This is a genomic window from Streptomyces glomeratus, assembly GCF_021462825.1.
Classification (GTDB): Bacteria; Actinomycetota; Actinomycetes; order Streptomycetales; family Streptomycetaceae; genus Streptomyces; species Streptomyces glomeratus.
Map to the genome: position 1 here is coordinate 1 of NZ_JAKEEB010000019.1, position 21,235 is coordinate 21,235.

General features: G+C 71.3%; 17 protein-coding genes and 1 rRNA gene. 10 read left to right on the plus strand and 8 right to left on the minus strand.

What is annotated here, in order from left to right; all coding sequences use genetic code 11:
* Window positions 1-38: 38 nt before the first annotated feature.
* Window positions 39-155 (plus strand): 5S ribosomal RNA (rrf, locus tag LZ604_RS21670).
* 83 nt (window positions 156-238) lie between these two features.
* Here rrf and LZ604_RS21675 read toward each other — a convergent pair.
* The 5 genes from LZ604_RS21675 to LZ604_RS21695 are packed head-to-tail and all read right to left on the minus strand — an operon-like array spanning window position 239 to window position 5,750.
* Window positions 239-1,549, minus strand: coding sequence for a DUF58 domain-containing protein (locus tag LZ604_RS21675; RefSeq protein ID WP_234517089.1), 1,311 nt, complete (start codon window positions 1,547-1,549; stop codon window positions 239-241).
* The gene (locus LZ604_RS21680; protein WP_234517167.1) at window positions 1,549-2,538 is read right to left on the minus strand and encodes an AAA family ATPase; all 990 of its coding nucleotides are present in this window, start codon (window positions 2,536-2,538) and stop codon (window positions 1,549-1,551) included. Before LZ604_RS21680 ends, LZ604_RS21675 begins: the two co-directional genes overlap by 1 nt.
* On the minus strand, window positions 2,538-3,728 hold the full coding sequence (locus LZ604_RS21685; RefSeq protein WP_234517090.1) for a DUF4350 domain-containing protein: 1,191 nt from the start codon (window positions 3,726-3,728) through the stop codon (window positions 2,538-2,540). The genes LZ604_RS21680 and LZ604_RS21685 overlap by 1 nt, the downstream gene beginning before the upstream one ends.
* On the minus strand, window positions 3,725-4,441 hold the full coding sequence (locus tag LZ604_RS21690; protein WP_234517091.1) for a DUF4129 domain-containing protein: 717 nt from the start codon (window positions 4,439-4,441) through the stop codon (window positions 3,725-3,727). The genes LZ604_RS21685 and LZ604_RS21690 overlap by 4 nt, the downstream gene beginning before the upstream one ends.
* Before the next feature lie 4 nt (window positions 4,442-4,445).
* Window positions 4,446-5,750 carry a proline-rich domain-containing protein gene (locus LZ604_RS21695; protein ID WP_234517092.1) on the minus strand — a complete coding sequence of 435 codons (1,305 nt, stop codon included), beginning with the start codon at window positions 5,748-5,750 and terminating at the stop codon, window positions 4,446-4,448.
* Window positions 5,751-5,891: 141 nt separating this feature from the next.
* Here LZ604_RS21695 and mtnA point away from each other — a divergent pair, with 141 nt between their 5' ends.
* From mtnA to LZ604_RS21730, 7 genes are all read left to right on the plus strand, one after another.
* Window positions 5,892-7,037 (plus strand): S-methyl-5-thioribose-1-phosphate isomerase, encoded by a 1,146-nt coding sequence (gene mtnA / locus LZ604_RS21700; protein ID WP_234517093.1) that lies wholly within the window; start codon window positions 5,892-5,894, stop codon window positions 7,035-7,037.
* An 8-nt stretch (window positions 7,038-7,045) separates the two neighbouring features.
* Window positions 7,046-7,735, plus strand: coding sequence for a two-component system response regulator MtrA (gene mtrA, locus LZ604_RS21705; RefSeq protein ID WP_308283616.1), 690 nt, complete (start codon window positions 7,046-7,048; stop codon window positions 7,733-7,735).
* A gap of 1 nt (window position 7,736) precedes the next feature.
* Window positions 7,737-9,752, plus strand: a complete 2,016-nt coding sequence (gene mtrB / locus LZ604_RS21710) for an MtrAB system histidine kinase MtrB (protein WP_234517094.1) — start codon at window positions 7,737-7,739, stop codon at window positions 9,750-9,752.
* A gap of 22 nt (window positions 9,753-9,774) precedes the next feature.
* On the plus strand, window positions 9,775-11,607 hold the full coding sequence (locus LZ604_RS21715) for an LpqB family beta-propeller domain-containing protein (protein ID WP_372482175.1): 1,833 nt from the start codon (window positions 9,775-9,777) through the stop codon (window positions 11,605-11,607).
* Window positions 11,608-11,694: 87 nt separating this feature from the next.
* The gene (locus LZ604_RS21720; RefSeq protein ID WP_234517095.1) at window positions 11,695-12,585 is read left to right on the plus strand and encodes a ComF family protein; all 891 of its coding nucleotides are present in this window, start codon (window positions 11,695-11,697) and stop codon (window positions 12,583-12,585) included.
* 315 nt (window positions 12,586-12,900) lie between these two features.
* Window positions 12,901-13,587, plus strand: coding sequence for a ribosome hibernation-promoting factor, HPF/YfiA family (hpf, locus tag LZ604_RS21725; RefSeq protein ID WP_372482176.1), 687 nt, complete (start codon window positions 12,901-12,903; stop codon window positions 13,585-13,587).
* A 207-nt stretch (window positions 13,588-13,794) separates the two neighbouring features.
* The gene (locus tag LZ604_RS21730) at window positions 13,795-14,541 is read left to right on the plus strand and encodes a response regulator (protein WP_234517097.1); all 747 of its coding nucleotides are present in this window, start codon (window positions 13,795-13,797) and stop codon (window positions 14,539-14,541) included.
* Window positions 14,542-14,573: 32 nt separating this feature from the next.
* Here the strand turns inward: LZ604_RS21730 and LZ604_RS21735 are convergent, their stop codons facing one another.
* Together LZ604_RS21735 and LZ604_RS21740 are read right to left on the minus strand one after the other, a co-directional pair.
* Window positions 14,574-15,773, minus strand: a complete 1,200-nt coding sequence (locus LZ604_RS21735; protein ID WP_234517098.1) for a winged helix-turn-helix domain-containing protein — start codon at window positions 15,771-15,773, stop codon at window positions 14,574-14,576.
* A gap of 150 nt (window positions 15,774-15,923) precedes the next feature.
* Window positions 15,924-16,502, minus strand: a complete 579-nt coding sequence (locus LZ604_RS21740; RefSeq protein ID WP_234517099.1) for a GNAT family N-acetyltransferase — start codon at window positions 16,500-16,502, stop codon at window positions 15,924-15,926.
* Window positions 16,503-16,854: 352 nt separating this feature from the next.
* Here LZ604_RS21740 and secA point away from each other — a divergent pair, with 352 nt between their 5' ends.
* A complete protein-coding gene (gene secA, locus LZ604_RS21745; protein WP_234517100.1) occupies window positions 16,855-19,668 on the plus strand; it encodes a preprotein translocase subunit SecA in 2,814 nt (937 codons plus the stop codon).
* A 94-nt stretch (window positions 19,669-19,762) separates the two neighbouring features.
* Here the strand turns inward: secA and LZ604_RS21750 are convergent, their stop codons facing one another.
* Complete coding sequence (locus tag LZ604_RS21750; RefSeq protein WP_234517101.1) at window positions 19,763-20,368, minus strand: Rv3235 family protein; 606 nt, start codon at window positions 20,366-20,368, stop codon at window positions 19,763-19,765.
* Window positions 20,369-20,709: 341 nt separating this feature from the next.
* Between LZ604_RS21750 and LZ604_RS21755 the strand changes: the two genes are divergently transcribed.
* Window positions 20,710-21,225 carry a DUF6912 family protein gene (locus LZ604_RS21755; RefSeq protein WP_234517102.1) on the plus strand — a complete coding sequence of 172 codons (516 nt, stop codon included), beginning with the start codon at window positions 20,710-20,712 and terminating at the stop codon, window positions 21,223-21,225.
* Window positions 21,226-21,235: the final 10 nt, after the last annotated feature.

Genomic DNA, 21,235 nt, shown 5'->3' on the forward strand with positions numbered 1-21,235 from the left:
GTAGTGATACGGCGGCCGGGTTGTCAGTTTCATAGTGTTTCGGTGGTCATAGCGTGAGGGAAACGCCCGGTTACATTTCGAACCCGGAAGCTAAGCCTTACAGCGCCGATGGTACTGCAGGGGGGACCCTGTGGGAGAGTAGGACGCCGCCGAACAATTCTTGAGAAAGCCCCCGTGCCAGTCGGCACGGGGGCTTTCTGCGTTTTGGGGTCAGGGCCGGAGGCACCGGCCCTGACGCTCAGAGTCGGCCCGCCGCCTTCAAGGCCAGGTAGGCGTCCGCCAGTGCCGGCGGCAGATCCTCGGGTGTCGCGTCCACGACGGTGACGCCATGGCGCCGTAGCTGTTCTGCCGTGCGGGTGCGCTCGGTCTGGGCCCGGGCCGCCGCCGCGGCCTCGTACACCGCATCGGCGCTGCCGCGCGCTGTGGCCATCTGGGCGATATGCGGATCGGCGACCGAGGCGACCAGTACCGTGTGGCGTTGACTGAGGCGGGACAGCGCCGGCAGCAGCTCCTCCTCCACGGGCGCCGTCTCGAGCGTGGTCAGCAGGACGATCAGGGAGCGGCGCGGTGCCGTGCGGAGCGCGGTTGCCGTCAGTCCGCGGGCGTCCGTTTCGATGAGTTCCGGCTCCAGCGTCGCCATCGCGTTGACCAGTGCCGGCAGCAGCTCACGGGACGCCCGGCCCTGGACCAGGGCGCGCACCCGGCGATCGTAGGCCAGCAGGTCCACTCGGTCACCGGCCCGGGAAGCCAGGGCGGCCAGCAGCAGCGCCGCGTCCATGGAGGCGTCCAGGCGCGGCGCGTCGCCGACCCGTCCGGCGGACGTTCGGCCCGTGTCCAGAACCAGCAGGATGTGGCGGTCGCGTTCCGGCCGCCAGGTGCGTACTGCGACCGTGGTCTGGCGGGCCGTGGCGCGCCAGTCGATGGAGCGAGTGTCGTCGCCAGGGACGTAGTCGCGCAGACTGTCGAACTCCGTGCCCTCGCCGCGGATCAACACGCTGGTCCGGCCGTCCAGTTCACGGAGGCGGGCCAGCTTGGAGGGAAGGTGCTTGCGGCTGGCGAAGGGTGGCAGGACCCGCACCGTCCAGGGGACCTTGTGGGTGCCCTGGCGGGAGAGGAGGCCGAGGGGTCCGTAGGAGCGGATCGCGACGCGGTCCGCCTGCCGGTCGCCCCGGCGGGTCGGGGTGAGACGGGTCGTGACCCGGCGGCGCTCACCCGGAGGGACCGTCAGACGATGGCGGGACGCGGCCACTTCGGTTCCCGGCTGCCAGCTGCTGGGCGGCCATGCGTCGCGGAGATGGGCGCGCAGGGGACGGCGGGAGGGGTTGGTGACCGTGAGCGTCACGTCGGCGGCCTCGCCCAGGCGTACGGAGGTGTCGCCGGACCGGGTCAGGCCGAGGCGGCGTACGGGCGCGGCCAGCGCGAAGTCACAGGCGCAGGCCAGGGCCAGCGGGCCGTTGACGGCGAGGATGCCCGTCCAGTCGGGTGCCCAGATGCCGACGGGGAGGGTGCCGAGTGCCGCGAGAAGCGCGGCTCGTCCGGTGAGTGCCATCAGCGGGGCACGGGGACGTGGGCGAGGATCGCGTTGATGACGGAGTCCGCGGTCACGCCTTCCATCTCGGCCTCCGGGCGGAGTTGCACCCGGTGACGGAGCGTCGGAAGAGCCAGGGCCTTCACGTCGTCGGGGATGACGTAGTCACGGCCCGTCAGCCAGGCCCAGGCCCGGGAGGTTGCCAGGAGAGCGGTCGCGCCGCGCGGGGACACACCGAGGGTGAGCGACGGCGAATCGCGGGTGGCACGGCAGATGTCCACCACGTAGGCGGTGATCTCGGGGGACACCGTCGTCTTGGCGACGGCGGCGCGTGCCGCCTCGAGGTCGGCGGCGCTCGCCACCGGGCGTACGCCGGCGGCGCGCAGGTCGCGAGGATTGAAGCCGGCGGCGTGACGGGTGAGGACGTCGATCTCGTCCTGCCGGGACGGCAGAGGGATCGTCAGTTTGACCAGGAAACGGTCCAGTTGGGCTTCCGGGAGGGGATAGGTGCCCTCGTACTCGACCGGGTTCTGGGTCGCGGCGACCAGGAACGGCTCGGGGAGCGGGCGCGGGGTGCCGTCGACCGTGACCTGACGCTCCTCCATGGCTTCGAGGAGGGACGACTGCGTCTTCGGCGGGGTTCGGTTGATCTCGTCCGCGAGCAGCAGGTTGGTGAAGACGGGCCCGGGCTGGAAGGAGAACTCCGCGGTCCGTGCGTCGTAGACGAGGGATCCGGTGACATCGCTCGGCATCAGGTCCGGTGTGAACTGGACGCGCTTGGTGTCGAGTTCGAGTGCGGCGGAGAGAGTGCGGACGAGGAGGGTCTTGGCGACCCCGGGGACCCCTTCGAGGAGCACGTGTCCGCGGCACAGGAGGGCCACGACGAGACCGGTGACTGCGGGGTCCTGGCCGACCACGGCTTTGGCGATCTCGGCGCGCAGAGCCTCCAGAGAGGCCCGGACGGCGTCCGGATCCCCGGTGTGCCCGGCTTTGTCAGTGGTCGGGTCCATCATGGACGGCGTACCTCTCTTTCGAGGGCGTCGAGTTGGTCGGCGAGTGCGATCAGGGCCGCGTCGTCGCCGGGCGGCGGGCCGAAGAGGAGGGAGTGCCGGGACTGTCCGTCACCGTGGAGGTGTGCGGAGAGCGCCGGGAGCAGGGCCTCGGGCGCATGCGCCTGGGCGAGGGGGATGCCCACCAGGGCGGCGAGGCGGGTGCGAGTGGTGGAGCGCAGAGCGGCGGCCGCGCGGTCGCGGGCACGCGACTTGCGGTAGAGGCGGGCGCGGCCTTCGACGGTTTCGGAGGCGCGGATCGCGACGGGAAGTCTCTCGGGGACGAGCGGGCCCAGTCGGCGGGCCCGCCAGAGGGCGGCCAAGGCCGCCGCGATGAAGAGTTGCAGTGTGCCCCACAGCCAGCCCGAGGGGAGCAGGTCGAAGAAGCTGCGGCTGCCCGAGTCGGTGGCCGAGGTGTCGGAGAGCGAGGGGAGGTACCAGACCAAGTGGGAGCGAGAGCCGAGCAGTTGGAGGGCGAGGGAGGCGTTGCCCTGCTCGTCGAGGTGGTTGTTGTAGAGGATGTCGGGCGCGCCGAGGACGACGGTGTCGCCGCTTCCGGATGCGGCCGGGAGCCGCACCAGGGTGGGCAGGCCGTCGCTGGGGTAACAGCGGTCGGCGTGGGCGCCGGCCGTGAGGTAGCGGACCCCGCCCGTGTGGGCGGTGCCCGCGCGCCGGGCGGCGGGGAGCGCGCAGCGGGGACTCAGCAGCCAGTCGAAGCTGGGTGCGGGGTCCGCCGAGACGCCCGGGGCGAGGCCGCCGGCGGAGGTCTCGGGCGCGATCAGGACCGTGCGTCCCCCGGAGTTCTGCGTCGCCTGCTGCAGACCGCTTTGTTGATGGCGCGTCAGAAGATCCGGCGCGGCGACGAGAAGAGTGGTGTCGGGGCCGGCGGCGGAGCGCGCCGCGTCGAGCGTGGTGACCACCCGGGTCGAGACACCGCGTTCGGCGAGGAGTGCGGCGACGGCGTGACTGCCGTAGGGGTCGGCCGAGCGCGGGTCGAGGCGGCCGTGGTGGGCGCTGGAGCGGACGACGGCGATCACGACGGCGGCGACCAGCACGAGTACGGCGGCGAGCAGCAGTCCGCGCGAACGGGTCCACACCTGGCGGGCGGTGGGCGAGACGGACGTGGCGGGGAGCGTGGCCTGGGATGTCATCCGGCGGCTCCCGAGCGGGCGCCGGGGGCTGTGGTGGGGGCGCTGTCGGTGAGCTGGGGCCTGGTGCGCTCGAGGTCGTCGTCGAGGTCGGCGAGCCGGCGGTACGTTCCTTCGGCCGCGGCCCGGCCGCCGTATGTGACGTCGTCGAAGTCCCGTGAGGCCACCCGCAGTCGGTCTGCGTGGTCGGGGAGTGCGCGGCCGGCCTCGATGGCGGCCTCGTCGGCGGTACGGCCGGGGCGTACCTCGAGCAGGGCGCGTTCCTCCAGGGAGCGGACGACGGCGCGCATGCGTTCCTGGACCGCCTGGTTCCAGTGGCTCTGGGCGGCGTGCGCCTCGGCGGCCGCGCGGTGCTCGGCGGCGCTCTTGGGGCGGTCCTCGAAGAGGGCGGCGGACGAGGTGGGCATGCGGCGCGGGGTGCCCAGGCGCCACCACAGGGCCCCTATGAGCGCGAGGACCGCCAGGGCGATGACGAGCAGGCCGACGAAGCCGCCCGGCGCCGCGGACGAGGCGGTGTCGAAGAGGCCGCCGACCCAGTCCCAGAAGGCGTTCAGGGCCCGCTGCAGCAGGCTTGGGTCGCTCTCGTGGTACATCCGCTTGGACAGCTCACGCCGAGCCGCCTCCCGCGCCGGGTCGCGCGGGATCGTGATCGGTGGCTGGTCGCCCGAGCGCCACAGCACCGGCACGACCTTCCCCACTCCCCCCGTCGGGCTCACCCCATCAGCTCCCCGGGGTGGCGTCGGTGACGGCGGCGTTGTAGCTCTGGACGCCTGCGGCGCGGGCCAGGTCGAGGTCGAGGGCCTCGCGGCGGATGCGCTGGTCGATGTAGAGCAGCACGGTCACGCCGGCGCTGATCGGGAAGGTGAGCGTGCGCCCGATCACCGAGCCGATACCGCTGATGATCAGGAACGTCCAGCCGGGGCCGTCTCCGGTGCCGTTGAAGAGGCCGCTCATGCCGTCACCGCTGAGGATGCCGGCGATGACGGCGAAGGGGATGACGACCAGCGACCCCACGATGCCCGCGATGATCTGGGCGAGGGCCTGAATGCTGCTGACGCGCCACCACGAGCCGCGCATCAGCTTGGCGGAGCGGCTCATCGATGTGCGGATGCTCTGCTTCTCGAGCATCAGCGCGGGCGAGGCGAGCGAGAAACGCATCATGATCCATGTGGCGACCACCGCGGCGCCGAGGCCGCCGAGGACCGCCAGCGAGACGCCCGCGGCGGTCGAGCCGCCCGCCGCGATGAGGATGCCGGGCACCGTGCCGACGGCGAAGATCGTGAGGGCGATGAGCGGCAGCAGGAGCGTCAGTCCGGCCAGCTTCAGCAGCTGCGGGCGGGCGTCGCGCCAGGCCTCCGCTATGGTCACCGACTTGCCGAGCACCGCCCGGCTGGTGACGGTCGTGAGCAGGGCGGTCGCCACGATGGTGCCGATCAGGGTCACCAGGAAGACCACGCCGGAGCTCAGCAGCACCCCGCCCATGGCGCGGCCCACCTCGCGTGCGGAGGAACTGGGGTCGCTGAGGGTCTCCGCGGTGGCGCGGTCGTCGAGGACCAGCTTCTGGAACAGGATGGCGACGATCTCCGTGAAGACGGAGACGCCCAGCGCGATGCCGAGGACCGAGCGCCAGTGGGTGCGCATGGTGGAGACGGCGCCGTCGAGGATCTCGCCGACCCCGAGCGGCCTCAGCGGGATCACACCGGGTTTGGCGGCGGCCGGCGGCCCCCAGGGAGCTCCCCAGCCGCCGTGACCGCCGACGGGAGCCCCGTGGCCGCCGGGACCGGTGGGCGGGGCACCCCAGCCCGCTCCGGGCGGAGGCGTCGGGACCTGACCGGGAACCTGAGGGTGCGGAGCGCTCCACTGCCCGGGCGGGGGCTGCTGCCTGGACCACTGCGTCGGCGTCTGCGGCTGATCGCCACCGCCTTGGCCCGAGGGCTGCTCCGGGGGCTGCGCGCCGGTGGCGTCCGGCTGCGTCCCCTCGGAGGGGGCAGATCCGGGCGAAGCCCAGCCCGGAGTGTCATTCATCGTCGCTCCTTCACGGTGCCCGCTCCGCGGATGCGGCGGCGAGTTGGCAGACATCGTGCCACGCTGCGTCCGGTGGGGGACCAGGGGTGGTGTGGGCTGTACACCTTCAATTGTCGGCCGGTTACGGGGCAGACTGACCGCATGGCTGATCAGTACGCGCGAGCAGACGAGGACAACCAGTCGGCGGAGATGCCCGCGATCCGTTGGGAGGAGCCGCCCGAAGGGCCCGTACTGGTCCTTCTCGACCAGCGCAGACTGCCGGCCGAGGAGGTCGAGCTCGTGTGTACGGACGCGTCCGCGCTGGTGGACGCGATCCGCACGCTCGCCGTGCGGGGGGCGCCGCTGCTGGGGATCGCCGGGGCGTACGGTGTCGCGCTCGCCGCGGCGCGTGGCTTCGACGTGGAGGAGGCCGCCGCCGCGCTGGCGGGTGCCCGGCCGACCGCGGTGAATCTCGCCGTCGGCGTGCGCAGGGCCCAGGCCGCGTACCGGGCCGCGGTCGCGGGGGGCGGTGACCGGGGTCAGGCCGCCGAGGCGACGCTGGCCGCGGCGCGCGCACTGCACCAGGAGGACGCCGCGGCCAGCGCGCGGATGGCGCGGCACGGTCTGGCGCTGCTGGAGGAGTTGTTGCCGGGCGGCGGGCACCGGGTGCTGACCCACTGCAACACCGGCGCACTGGTGTCCGGCGGTGAGGGCACGGCGTTCGCGGTGGCGCTGGCGGCACACCGGGCGGGGCGGCTGCGCAGGCTGTGGGTGGACGAGACGCGGCCTTTGCTGCAAGGTGCTCGCTTGACGGCGTACGAGGCGGCCCGCAACGGGATGGCGTACACCTTGCTCACGGACAACGCGGCCGGTTCGCTGTTCGCGGCGGGCGAGGTGGACGCCGTGCTGATCGGGGCGGACCGGATCGCCGCCGACGGTTCGGTGGCGAACAAGGTGGGGAGCTATCCGCTCGCCGTACTCGCCAGGTACCACCATGTGCCGTTCATCGTGGTGGCACCGGTGACGACGGTGGATCCGGGCACGCCCGACGGGGCGTCCATCGAGGTGGAGCAGCGGGCCGGACACGAGGTGACGGAGGTCACCGCGCCCCGGGTTCCGGTGGCGGGAGCGGAGGCGGGAGGCGGGATACCGGTGGCACCCCTGGGGACCCAGGCGTACAACCCGGCGTTCGACGTGACGCCGCCCGAGTTGGTGACGGCGATCGTCACCGAGGAAGGTGTCGTTTCCCCTGTGACCGCCGATGCACTCGCTGCGCTGTGTGACAGGTCACGCCAGGTAACAATTTAGTTAATGGGATGATGTGGTCCATGAAGGGACGAGTCCTTGTCGTCGACGACGACACCGCACTGGCCGAGATGCTCGGCATCGTGCTGCGTGGTGAAGGTTTTGAGCCGTCTTTCGTAGCTGACGGCGACAAGGCGCTGGCCGCTTTCCGCGAGACCAAGCCCGATCTTGTGCTGCTCGACCTGATGCTGCCCGGACGGGACGGTATCGAGGTGTGCCGCCTGATCAGGGCGGAGTCAGGCGTGCCGATCGTGATGCTCACCGCCAAGAGCGACACCGTGGACGTGGTGGTCGGCCTCGAGTCGGGCGCGGACGACTACATCGTCAAGCCGTTCAAGCCGAAGGAGCTGGTGGCCCGGATCCGGGCGCGGCTGCGCAGGTCGGAGGAGCCGGCGCCCGAGCAGCTCTCCATCGGTGACCTGGTCATCGACGTGGCCGGTCACTCGGTGAAGCGGGACGGGCAGTCGATCGCGCTGACGCCCCTGGAGTTCGATCTGCTGGTGGCGCTGGCGCGCAAGCCGTGGCAGGTGTTCACCCGCGAGGTCCTGCTCGAGCAGGTCTGGGGCTACCGCCATGCGGCGGACACCCGTCTCGTCAACGTGCACGTCCAGCGGCTGCGCTCCAAGGTCGAGAAGGACCCGGAAAGGCCGGAAATCGTAGTGACCGTCCGTGGCGTCGGTTACAAGGCCGGACCGAGCTGACGTGCCGCGGGACAGTGCCGCTTCGGCTACCGCCCGGCCGGTAGCCGAACCGGAGCGGCCTGTCGGACGGCGCACGGCGGGCTCCGGATGGGAACGGTTCTTCGAGGGCGGGCTGCTGCAGGGCGGAGTCCAGGGCAGCCCGGTCCTCCGGCTCGTCATGCGCTGGGTGCGCCGTCCGCTGCTGCCGGTGATGCGGCTGTGGCGACGCAACATCCAGCTCAAGATCGTCGTGACGACGCTGCTGATGTCCCTGGGCGTCGTGCTGCTGCTGGGCTTCGTCGTCATCGGCCAGGTGCGCAACGGTCTGCTGGACGCCAAGGTGAAGGCGTCCCAGAGCCAGGCCGTCGGCGGCTTCACGGTCGCCGGGCAGAAGGCGGACAGCGCGGCCAGCGCGGGCGGCGGCGACGACAACGCGGGCACGGGCAACAACCCCGTGCAGAACGTCAGCGGGTGGATGAGCGACCTGGTCGAGTCGCTGTCCAGTGGTGGCCAGGGCGCCTTCGACGTGGTCACGCTCAGCACCACCGTCGTGGACAGCGGCGACAACCGTGGCCTCGGGCCCCGCGCGTCGGGTGATGTGGACCCCAACCTGAGCGTGCCGGATGCCCTGCGCCGGCGCGTCGGTGCCGGCATGGGCGTGGCGCAGAGCTACACCCGCATCGTCTACACCGACAGCGACCGTGAGCCGCAGCCGGCGCTCATCATCGGCAAGCAGATCAACGACCCGAACGGACACCCTTACCAGCTGTACTACCTCTTCCCGCTCACGCAGGAGGAGAAGTCGCTCAGCCTGGTCAAGGGGACGCTGGCGACCGCGGGGCTGTTCGTCGTCGTACTCCTCGGGGCCATCGCCTGGCTCGTGGTGCGCCAGGTCGTCACCCCCGTACGGATGGCGGCGGGCATCGCCGAGCGGCTGTCCGCCGGACATCTGCAGGAACGTATGAAGGTCACCGGCGAGGACGACATCGCACGCCTGGGCGAGGCCTTCAACAAGATGGCGCAGAACCTCCAGTTGAAGATCCAGCAGCTGGAGGATCTGTCGAGGATGCAGCGGCGGTTCGTGTCGGACGTGTCGCACGAGCTGCGCACACCGCTGACGACCGTGCGGATGGCGGCCGACGTCATCCACGAGGCCCGCGTCGACTTCGACCCGGTGACCGCGCGGTCGGCCGAGCTGCTCGCCGACCAGTTGGACCGTTTCGAGTCGCTGCTCGCGGACCTGCTGGAGATCAGCCGTTTCGACGCGGGTGCGGCGGCCCTGGAGGCCGAGCCGATCGACCTGCGCGAGGTCGTGAGGCGGGTGGTGAGCGGGGCCGAGCCGCTCGCCGAGCGCAAGGGGACGCAGATACGCGTCGTCGGCGACCAGCAGCCCGTTGTCGCGGAGGCCGACGCCCGGCGTGTGGAGCGGGTGCTGCGCAATCTCGTGGTCAACGCGGTCGAGCACGGTGAGGGCAAGGACGTCGTCGTCAAGCTCGCCGCCGCGGGCGGCGCGGTCGCGATCGCGGTGCGGGACTACGGCGTGGGGCTCAAGCCGGGCGAGGCGACCCGGGTGTTCAGCCGCTTCTGGCGGGCGGACCCGGCACGCGCGCGTACCACCGGCGGTACGGGCCTGGGGCTGTCCATCGCCCTGGAGGACGCCCGGCTGCACGGGGGCTGGCTCCAGGCGTGGGGCGAGCCGGGAGGCGGTTCGCAGTTCCGGCTGACACTGCCGCGGACAGCGGACGAGCCGCTGCGGGGTTCCCCGATACCCCTGGAGCCCATGGACTCGCGGCGCAACCGCGGGCTCAACGACGCCGGACTGCCCCAGGGCGGCTCGGGCAAGCTCGCCACGGTTCCCGCACAGTCCACGGGCGAGCGGGCCCCGATCGCGCCGAGACTGGCCGCGGTGACGCCCACAGCCGACCCGACCGCGCTGCCGGGCAACGGCGCGCGGGTGGTGGCGCGGCCCACCGGGGCCGTGCGGCACCGGGACGACAGCACACAGGACCCGTCGCGTGGCGACGGGACGCACGAGTGAAGTGAGCAAGGGGAGGCGTTTCGTGGGCGCTGTGGGGGGCGGACGGTGGCGTGCGCCGCGCACCGGCGTGCTCGTCGGCTGTGGTGCCGTGCTGCTGGCCGGGTGCGCCTCGATGCCGGACAGCGGGGATCTGCGCGGGGTCGAGTCGACGCCGCGGCAGGACGCCCAGGTCCGTGTGTTCGCGATGCCGCCGCGCGAGAACGCCGGGCCCGCGGAGATCGTGCAGGGCTTCCTGGAGGCGCTGACCAGTGACGACCCGCGGTACGAGACGGCCCGCCAGTACCTGACCCCCGGGGCGTCGGGCAGATGGCGCCCGGACCAGTCCACCACCGTGCTCTCCGACGGACCGAACCCGGTGCCCCAGCACATCAGGAGCCGGGAGGCGGCCGACGACTACTCCTACACGCTGACGGGCAGCAAGTTCGCCGTCGTGGACGCCGAACACGCGTACACGCCGGACTCGGGCACGTACAACAGGACGGTGCACCTCACACTGGACAAGAAGACCGACCAGTGGCGCATCGACTCGCTGCCGCAGGGCGTGATCATGGGCCGGTCCGACTTCCAGCGCAACTACGTGTCCGTCAACAAGTACTACTACGCCGCGAACGTGCCCGCTGCGGAGGGCGGCCAGCTGAAGACGGTCGCCGACCCGGTGTATGTGCGCAGCAAGGTCGACGCCGTCACCTCGACGGTCCGGGCGCTGCTGAAGGGCCCCACACACTGGCTGGACCCGGTGGCGACGTCGAGCTTCCCCTCGGGGGTCGCACTCGGGAAGGGCGTCACCTCGCTGTCGCCCGACGACCAGAACAAGCTCACGGTGCCGCTCAACGACAAGGCCGACCGGGTCGGGCGGACGCAGTGCTCGCGGATGGCGGCGCAGCTGCTGTTCACGCTGCAGGATCTGACACCGACGGGGGTGACCCAGGTCGAGCTGCGGCGCTCGGACGGCGGGAAGCTGTGCGAGCTGGACGAGAGCCGGGCCGAGATCATCGCGTCGCACGGCACGGCCAGGGGGCCCGAGTACGAGTACTTCGTCGACGGCAAGCAGCGGCTGGTCCGCATGCAGGCCGGCAGCGGTTCCAATCAGTTCATCCCGGTGCCGGGCGCTCTGGGCGACGGGACGAGGAAGCTGCGCGCGGCCGCCGTGTCGCGTGACGAGGACAGGGCGGCCGGGGTCTCCTTCGACGGGCAGAGTCTGTACGTCGTGCCGCTGGTGGCGGGTTCGCCGCTGGGGAACGCGGTGCTGACCAGCCGGGGCCTGTCGGAGAACGACCGGCTGACCACGCCGAGCTGGGACGGCGCGGGGGACCTGTGGGTGGCCGACCGCGACCCGAAGAACCCCCGGCTGGTGATGCTGGAGCAGGGCGCCGGACAGCCGGTCGAGGTGCGCACACCGGACCTCGACGGCCGCATCGAGGCGGTGCGGGTGGCGGCCGACGGTGTGCGGATCGCGCTCATCGTCGAGAAGGACGGCAAGACGTCCCTGCAGATCGGGCGCATCGACCGGGAGACCGGGGCCGACGGGAAGGCCGCCGTGTCGATCCCCGCACTGCGTTCCGTCACTCCCCAGCTGGAGGAGGTCACGGCCATGTCGTGGGCCGGGGACAGCCGGCTCGTGGTGGTCGGACGGGAGTCGGGCGGGGTGCAGCAGATGCGCTATGTGCAGGTCGACGGCTCCACGCCGGCGGGCAATGCGCCGCCCTCGCCGACCGGCGTGAAGCAGATCGCGGCGTCGGAGGACGAGCGGCTGCCGCTGGTGGCGTACTCGGAGGACGGGATCGTACGGCTGTCGGCCGGGGCGCAGTGGCAGAAGGTCGTCAAGGCGGGGACGGCTCCGGTCTATCCGGGGTGAGCCGTCCCCGGCGTGCGGGGACCGGCAGGCACGCGGAGTTTTCCACAGGCCTGGCAGGCCGCCTCAGGCCTTGCCACAGTGGTGGTCATGCGGGGGTGGTGGCACGACCTCACCGATCTGGTGCTGCCGGCCGAGTGCGGAGGCTGCGGGAGGCCGCGCACGGTGCTCTGCCCGGAGTGCCGAGCGGCCCTTCACGGAACCGCACCGCGGCGGGTGCGCCCGGTGCCGGAGCCGGTGGGGCTGCCCGTGGTGCATGCGGCGGCTCCCTACGGGGGTGCGGTGCGCGCCATGCTCCTGGCCCACAAGGAGAGGGGCGTCCTGACGCTCGCGAGGCCGCTGGGTACGGCGCTGGCCGGAGCGGTACGGGCGGGGCTGGGCGAGGCCGGGGCCGGTGCCGTCGCCCGTCGGCGGGCCTCGGGTGCGGTGCGGGCCGGCGGCGCTCGGCCGTTGGCGCTGGTGCCCGTGCCCTCCGCGCGCCGGGCCGTGCGGGCGAGGGGGCACGATCCCACCCGGCGGATCGCGCTCGCGGCCGCGGGGGAGCTGCGCCGGACGGGAACGGCGGCCCGGGTGGTGACCGCGCTGCGGCAGCGACGGGAGGTGGCCGACCAGTCGGGGCTCGGCTCCCGGCAGCGGCTGGACAACCTGGCGGGAGCGCTGGAGGTGGCCGAAGGGGGCGTGCGGCTGCTGACCGACGGGCCGGTGATCCTCGTCGACGACCTGATGACGACGGGAGCGTCGCTGGCGGAGGCGGCGCGCGCGGTACGGGCGGCGCTGGGGCACCCTCGAAAGAGGGACATGGAGGTGTATGCGGGTGCGGCGGGGGAAGCAAGGGGGGAACGAAGAACGGTGGAGACGATGGCAGTGGCGACCCGGACCCGGTTGTTCTCGGGAATGACCGCTGCTCTCGGCGCCGAGGACGGGATCCGCGCGGCCGTGATCGCTGCGTCGCAGGATTCTTTCGAAATCAACCGGAACTGACTAGGAACATGCGTCGTTGCAGGTAATGAGCAGGTCAATTCACCGGAACGGAGGTACGCCGCAGTAGAGGGTGACGACATCAGGCCGGGCGAGATATGTTCGGTTGTGAGAGAAAGGCGCAGGCCATCCCTCGCTTATCCGAATGCCGTGCTGCGGGCTTTCTGCAATCACCCGCAGCCGTGGGATGGAGATCTCGCCCACGGGGGAGGAGGAGGTGGAAGTCACCGAGTCCGTGGCTCCGGAGTTCGCCGGAGCCTGGTGCACAAGGGAGATGCTCCGCCGGGAATGCGGAGCGATCCGGGAACGGAGTTCTGCGTGGACATCGTCGTCAAGGGCCGCAAGACCGAGGTGCCCGAGCGGTTCCGGAAGCACGTGGCCGAGAAGCTGAAGCTGGACAAGATCCAGAAGCTGGATGCCAAGGTGATCAGCCTCGACGTCGAGGTGTCCAAGGAGCCCAACCCCCGACAGGCCGACCGTTCCGACCGAGTGGAGATCACCCTCCGCTCCCGCGGTCCGGTGATTCGGGCGGAAGCAGCGGCCAGCGATCCTTACGCGGCACTCGACCTGGCGGCGGAGAAGCTCGAGGCGCGACTGCGCAAGCAGCACGACAAGCGTCACACCCGCCGCGGGGTCCGCAGGCTCACGGCAGCCGAGGTGCCCGACCACGTCCCGGGTGCCGCGACCCTCAACGGCAACGGCCTCCTCGTGGCGGAGGAGCCGGAGGTGCCGACCAAGAAGATCGGATCGCTCGAGGTGAAGGGCGAAGGCCCCCTCGTCGTCCGCGAGAAGACACATGTCGCGTCGCCGATGTCGCTCGACCAGGCCCTCTACGAGATGGAGCTGGTGGGGCACGACTTCTATCTGTTCGTCGACTCCGAGACCAAGCAACCCAGCGTCGTCTACCGCCGGCACGCCTATGACTACGGCGTCATCCACCTGAGCACCGACCAGATGGTGACTCAGGCGCGGTCGGCGACGGCAGGCGGACCGCTCGGCGGCTGACCCGCTGGGTGACGGCTTTACCGGTGTGCCCCTGGGGGAGCCCGTGCGCCCCCAGGGGCATCGGTGTGCGGCCATTTCTCGCCGCGCACTGTCACCTGGCGGTAGCCCGGGCATGGAATCATGGCCGCAACGGCTCAACCGGTGGGCCGTTGCCTTGGGTTGGCGATGGCACAGGACCACAGGCCACAGCCTTCAGGGGGAGGAACGATGGCGGACAGCTTCGGACCGATGCAGGACGAGGATGCCGACGACGGCGTCGTCGGCATGGGCCCGGAGGCGGGCCCTGCGGGCAACGAGCCCATCCGTGTCCTCGTCGTGGACGACCACGCGCTCTTCCGCCGCGGCCTGGAGATCGTGCTGGCCGCCGAGGAGGACATCCAGGTCGTCGGCGAGGCCGGAGACGGTGCGGAGGCGGTCGACAAGGCGGCCGATCTGCTGCCCGACATCGTGCTGATGGACGTGCGGATGCCCAAGCGGGGCGGGATCGAGGCCTGCACCTCCATCAAGGAGGTGGCACCCAGCGCCAAGATCATCATGCTGACGATCAGCGATGAGGAGGCCGACCTCTACGACGCGATCAAGGCGGGGGCGACCGGCTACCTCCTCAAGGAGATCTCCACGGACGAGGTGGCCACGGCCATTCGGGCGGTCGCCGACGGACAGTCGCAGATCAGCCCCTCCATGGCGTCGAAACTCCTCACCGAGTTCAAGTCGATGATCCAGCGGACCGACGAGCGCCGGCTGGTCCCGGCCCCGCGGCTCACCGACCGCGAACTGGAGGTCCTCAAGCTCGTCGCCACCGGCATGAACAACCGGGACATCGCCAAGGAACTGTTCATTTCCGAGAACACCGTGAAGAACCACGTGCGCAACATCCTGGAGAAGCTGCAACTGCACTCCAGGATGGAGGCCGTGGTCTACGCGATGCGGGAGAAGATCCTCGAGATCCGCTAGTCCGCAGGGTGCCGCAGCGGCGAGCTGCCGTATCAGTCCAGGGCCGCCGCCAGCTCCCGGATCAGCGGCTCACGCAGGGCCGGGGCGTCCACCCGCTCCACACGCACGTTCGTGCAGTCCACCCAGGACGCCGCCTCCAGCAGGGCCTGGGCCACCGCAGTCACCGCCCGGGGGTCCTCCAGCGTGACCTGCTTCGCGACCAGTGTTCTGCCCTCGCGCGCCGGGTCCACACGGCCGACCAGCCGGCCGCCGGCGAGCACCGGCATCGCGAAGTAGCCGTAGACACGCTTCGGCTTGGGAACGTAGGCCTCCAGGCGGTGTGTGAAGCCGAAGATCCGCTCCGTGCGGGCCCGCTCCCAGATCAGTGAGTCGAAGGGCGACAACAGCGTCGTACGGTGGCGGCCGCGCGGCGGGGCCGCGAGGGCCGCCGGATCCGCCCATGCCGGTCTGCCCCAGCCCTCGACCGTCACCGGGACCAGTCCCGAGTCCGCGATCACCGCGTCGACCTGCTCGCCCTTGAGGCGGTGGTAGTCCGCGATATCCGCGCGTGTGCCGACGCCGAGGGACTGACCGGCGAGGCGTACCAGACGACGCATGCACTCGGAGTCGTCCAGCTCGTCGTGGAGCAGAGCCTGCGGGACGGCGCGCTCGGCGAGGTCGTACACACGCTTCCAGCCGCGGCGCTCGACACACACCACCTCCCCGTACATCAGGGCGCGCTCCACCGCGACCTTCGTGCCGGACCAGTCCCACCACTCGCTCGTCCGCTTCGCACCGCCCAGGTCCGTCGCCGTCAGCGGGCCCTCGGCGCGCAGCTGCTTGATCACCTGGTCGTAGGCGCCGTCCGGGAGCTCGTGATTCCAGTGCGGGCGGGAGCGGTAGGCGCGGCGACGGAAGGCGAAGTGGGGCCACTCCTCGATCGGGAGGATGCAGGCGGCGTGGGACCAGTACTCGAAGGCGTGCGGGGACGCGGACCGGCCGGCGGGCGAGGACGTCCAGTACGCCGCGTCCACCGCCTTGCGGCCTATCGCGCCCAGGCGCGCGTAGGGAATGAGTTCGTGGGAGCGGGCGAGGACGGAGATGGTGTCGAGCTGGACCGCGCCGAGGTGGCGCAGGACCCCGCGGACACCGGCCCTTCGGTCGGGGGCCCCGAGGAAGCCCTGCGCCCGCAGGGCGATGCGGCGGGCATCGTCGGCGGTCAGTTCGGCGGTGGGACGCGGCAGGCTCGGCATGGTCACACCGTAGGACCTGCCACTGACAACGCCGGGGGTGCCTCCGGTCCCGGCTCACGGCACGGGGGCGGCTGTGACGGCCGGCACAGCACGCGGGTGCGCCGGGCGGGCACCGCGGCCGGCTGTACCGGCCGGGCACTCGCAGCCCGGCTATACCGGCCGGGACGGTGCCGGCAGATACGGCGCCGCCGACGGCAGGCCCAGGTCGGACGGCAGGAGCGAGCCCACCCAGCAGTCCCGGCGGACCCCCTTGTTGTTGACCGCGGCGCGCAGGGTGCCCTCGATGACGAAGCCCGCGCGTTCCGCCACCGCGCGGGATCCCGCGTTGCCGACCTCGGCACGCCACTCCACGCGGTCGATCGACAGATGCGTGAAGGCCCAGCGGGCCGCCGCGAGGGTCGCCTCCACGATGTAGCCGTTGCCCCGGTGTTCCTTCGCCGTCCAGAAGCCCACCTCGGCGACGCCCAGGGAGCGCATGGTCAGACTCAGCATGGCCACCAGCTCCCCGGAGGGCAGGAAGACGCCGAAGGTGAACATCGAGGCGTCGGCCCAGCCGTCGGGCGCCATCTGCCCGACGAAACCTTCCGCGTGCTCGCGCAGATAAGGCGATGGAATCGTGGTCCAGCGCTGGATGTCGGGGTCCTGGGCGGCCGCGAACACCGCGTCGGTGTCCTGCGGGCCCACGGCGCGCAGCAGGAGGCGTTCGGTGGTCAGGGTGACGGGGTTCATCGCCCGATTCTGCTCGGCCCCCCGCCCCGCCGCCACGACATTTCGTGCCACGGCCCGCCTCCGCCGTCGTATGCTCGCCCTCCGACGGACCACTGCCGCGGCCGCCGTCGCGCCCCGTCGGACGGCCGTCACGCCCGCCACGCCGTCGCCATTCCTCCTCCGTCATCGGGTGAGAGGCCGGTTACTTTTCGTGGCACGGACGCGGCACCTTCCGTCGCGCCCGTCCGTTGTCCTAGTGGCTGTCGGCGACAGACCTCCCGGCGTGGCGGGGTCCTCGCTTACGATGGCCGTTGCTCAAGCTGTCATAGGTAACCGACCGTCCCAGGCCCGACCGGCAAGGAGACAAACCCCCGTGTCCGTCCTCTCGAAGATCATGCGTGCAGGCGAAGGCAAGATCCTGCGCAAGCTGCACCGCATCGCGGACCAGGTCAACTCCATCGAAGAGGACTTCATCGACCTCTCCGACGCCGAGCTGAGGGCCCTCACCGAGGAGTACAAGCAGCGGTACGCCGACGGTGAGAGCCTCGACGACCTGCTGCCCGAGGCGTTCGCCACCGTCCGCGAGGCCGCCAAGCGCGTCCTCGGCCAGCGGCACTACGACGTGCAGATGATGGGTGGCGCCGCACTCCACCTCGGCTATGTCGCCGAGATGAAGACCGGCGAGGGCAAGACCCTGGTCGGCACGCTGCCCGCCTATCTCAACGCCCTCTCCGGAGACGGCGTCCACATCGTCACGGTCAACGACTACCTGGCCGAGCGCGACTCCGAGATGATGGGCCGCGTCCACAAGTTCCTGGGTCTGAGCGTCGGCTGCATCCTGGCGAACATGACCCCGGCCCAGCGCCGCGAGCAGTACGCGTGCGACATCACCTACGGCACGAACAACGAGTTCGGCTTCGACTACCTGCGCGACAACATGGCGTGGTCGCAGGACGAGCTGGTGCAGCGCGGCCACAATTTCGCCATCGTCGACGAGGTCGACTCCATCCTCATCGACGAGGCCCGTACGCCGCTGATCATCTCCGGCCCGGCCGACCAGGCCACCAAGTGGTACGGCGACTTCGCCAAGCTGGTCACCCGCCTGAAGCGCGGTGAGGCGGGCAACCCGATGAAGGGCATCGAGGAGACCGGCGACTACGACGTAGACGAGAAGAAGCGCACGGTCGCCATCCACGAGTCCGGCGTCACCAAGGTCGAGGACTGGCTGGGCATCGACAACCTCTACGAGTCGGTGAACACCCCGCTGGTGGGCTACCTGAACAACGCCATCAAGGCCAAGGAGCTCTTCAAGCGCGACAAGGACTACGTCGTCATCGACGGCGAGGTCATGATCGTCGACGAGCACACCGGCCGTATCCTCGCCGGCCGCCGCTACAACGAGGGCATGCACCAGGCGATCGAGGCGAAGGAAGGGGTGGACATCAAGGACGAGAACCAGACGCTCGCCACGATCACCCTGCAGAACTTCTTCCGCCTCTACGGCAAGCTCTCCGGCATGACCGGTACGGCGATGACCGAGGCCGCCGAGTTCCACCAGATCTACAAGCTCGGCGTGGTCCCGATCCCGACCAACAAGCCGATGATCCGCAAGGACCAGTCGGACCTCATCTACCGCACCGAGGTCGCCAAGTTCGAGGCGGTCGTCGACGACATCGCCGAGAAGCACGAGAAGGGCCAGCCGATCCTCGTCGGCACGACGTCCGTCGAGAAGTCGGAGTACCTCTCGCAGCAGCTGAGCAAGCGCGGCATCCAGCACGAGGTGCTCAACGCCAAGCAGCACGAGCGTGAGGCCCAGATCGTCGCCCAGGCAGGCCGCAGGGGCGCCGTGACCGTCGCCACCAACATGGCCGGCCGTGGTACGGACATCAAGCTCGGCGGCAACCCCGAGGACCTCGCCGAGGCCGAGCTGCGCCAGCGCGGGCTCGACCCCGAGGAGCACATCGAGGAGTGGGCGCACGCCCTGCCCGCCGCCCTGGAGCGGGCCGAGCAGGCGGTCAAGGCGGAGAAGGACGAGGTCGAGGCGCTCGGCGGCCTGTATGTGCTGGGCACCGAGCGCCACGAGTCCCGCCGCATCGACAACCAGCTGCGCGGTCGTAGCGGCCGTCAGGGCGACCCCGGCGAGTCGCGTTTCTACCTCTCCCTGGGTGACGACCTGATGCGCCTGTTCAAGGCCCAGATGGTCGAGCGCGTCATGTCGATGGCGAACGTCCCGGACGACGTGCCGATCGAGAACAAGATGGTCACGCGTGCGATCGCGTCCGCCCAGTCGCAGGTCGAGACGCAGAACTTCGAGACCCGGAAGAACGTCCTCAAGTACGACGAGGTCCTCAACCGGCAGCGTGAGGTCATCTACGGCGAGCGGCGCCGTGTCCTGGAGGGCGAGGACCTGCACGAGCAGATCCAGCACTTCATGGACGACACGATCGACGCCTACGTCGCCGCGGAGACCGCCGAGGGCTTCGCCGAGGAGTGGGACCTGGACCGGCTGTGGGGCGCCTTCAAGCAGCTCTACCCGGTGAAGGTGACCATCGAGGAGCTGGAGGAGGCTGCGGGCGACCGTGCCGGGCTGACCGCCGAGTTCATCGCCGAGTCCATCAAGGACGACATCCACGAGCAGTACCAGCAGCGTGAGGAGCAGCTCGGCTCCGAGATCATGCGTGAGCTGGAGCGCCGGGTCGTGCTGTCGGTCCTGGACCGCAAGTGGCGCGAGCACCTCTACGAGATGGACTACCTCCAGGAGGGCATCGGCCTGCGGGCGATGGCGCAGAAGGACCCGCTGGTCGAGTACCAGCGCGAGGGCTTCGACATGTTCACCGCCATGATGGAGGGCATCAAGGAGGAGTCCGTCGGCTATCTGTTCAACCTGGAGGTCCAGGTCGAGCAGCAGGTCGAGGAGGTCCCCGTCGAGGACGCCAAGCCCTCCCTGGAGAAGGAGGAGGCCGTGGCGGCCCAGGCGGCCCGCCCGGAGATCCGCGCCAAGGGCCTGGACGCCCCGCAGCGCCGCGAGCGGCTGCACTTCTCCGCGCCCACCGTGGACGGTGAGGGCGGCATCATCGAGGGCGACTTCGCCAGCGACGACGGCGAGCCGGTGCGCTCGGAGGCCGACGGTCTCACGCGGGCGGAGCGCCGCAAGCAGGCGAAGGGCGGACGCCGCCGCAAGAAGTGACGCTGCCTGCAGCGTCACGAGCGTCGTCGTCCGGCGGCAGAGCCGGATGAGGGGCCGGGCACCCGAGGGTGCCCGGCCCCTCGTGTCATGGCGCTCAGTCCTGCTCCGCCCGTGGCGTCCGGGGCCCGCCCAGTTCCACCGCGGTGCAGCGCCAGCGGTGGTCGGAGCCGCACTCCAGACGGAACGCCATGGCGCGCAGCTGGTCGCCCGCGCCGATCCGGGCGAAGGCCTCGATGGCCCCCGGGCGCGGGACGTAGTAGCCGATGTCACGGACGACGGGACGGGTGCCGCGGGTGCGCAGCGGGCCGCGTTCGGCGAGCCGGGCCAGCTCGTCGTAGGCCCGGCCGACGGTGTGGCGGAGCATGCTGTGCACCGGGCGCTGACCGCTCAGCACGGACAGGAGGCGGTCGGCGAAGAGGTCGGTCGGGCGGGGCTGGGGGACCGTCGCAGCCCGGCCCCGAGTGGGGGGCGGCGCGGTTACCGGCGTTCCCTGTTCCAGTGCGAGGGCGGGGGTGCTCGGGGTCGGTGCCGTACCGGGTGTGCGGTCGCCCGGTGCCGTACCGCGGGCCGTGCCCTGGCCGGGGGCCGTACGGCGAGGAGTGCCGCCGGGGCGGCGGCTGTCGTGGCGGACCGGCGGGCGGCCGCTCGGCCGGCCCTTCCCCCTGGGGTTCGTGCTGTTCCTGGTCATCACCTTGTTCATGCGGGATCCCCGTTTCACGGGACCGGCGGATACCGGTCGGTAACTTCTCGGTGGGGATCCTGTACGAGGCGGACCGGCCTCGCAGGGAATCCGGGTCCGCGTGGAGGCCCGCGGAAGGTTCACCTATCAGGGTGGGGCCGCGGGGCGGGGACCCGCGGCCCGGCCGGGAGGGACGGGTGACCGGCAAGCGCCCTGGTTGACGGCGGGGAACGGTGCCGACGGGGCCCGAAGGGGGACGCCCGCACGTATCCTGGGGTGACTCGCCGGAGGAGCGGAACGATCTCCGCGGGGCCCTTGCCGGGTCGCCCGGCGTCCCTGACCGACTACGAAAGCGGCTCGTCATGCGCGTCTACGTCCCCCTGACCCTCTCCGGTCTCGCCGAGGCGTACAAGACGGGCGAGCTGGGCGCCGGGCCGGTCGTCGCGTACGCCGTCACCCCCGCCCTGCGGGAGTGGTACCTCTCCGACGACATCGAGGAGCTGGAGTACGCGGCGCTGAGCCGGGCCGCGCTGGCCTCCCTGCGGCTGCTGGCGGCGGACCCGGGGGCGCCCCGGCGGCGGGTCGTCGTCGCGGTCGACGTCCCGGACGGCGCGGCGGTGGCCGACCCGGACCGTGGTCTCGACCCGTCCGCGCTCGGCGAGGTGCGGATCGCGGGAACCGTGCCGCTGGCCAAGGCGGCGGCCGTGCACGTGGACGCGGCCGACGCGGAGGCGGACGTGACCGAGGCGGCCCGGGTGCTTCCGGCGGCGGAGGACGGGGACGACGACGCGCAGTTCGTCCTGGACGGGGCCGAGGACCACGAACTGCTCTGGTACGCGACGCAGGAAATTCCGAATCTTCTGGGGCTGGGCCGCTGACCTGGCGGAT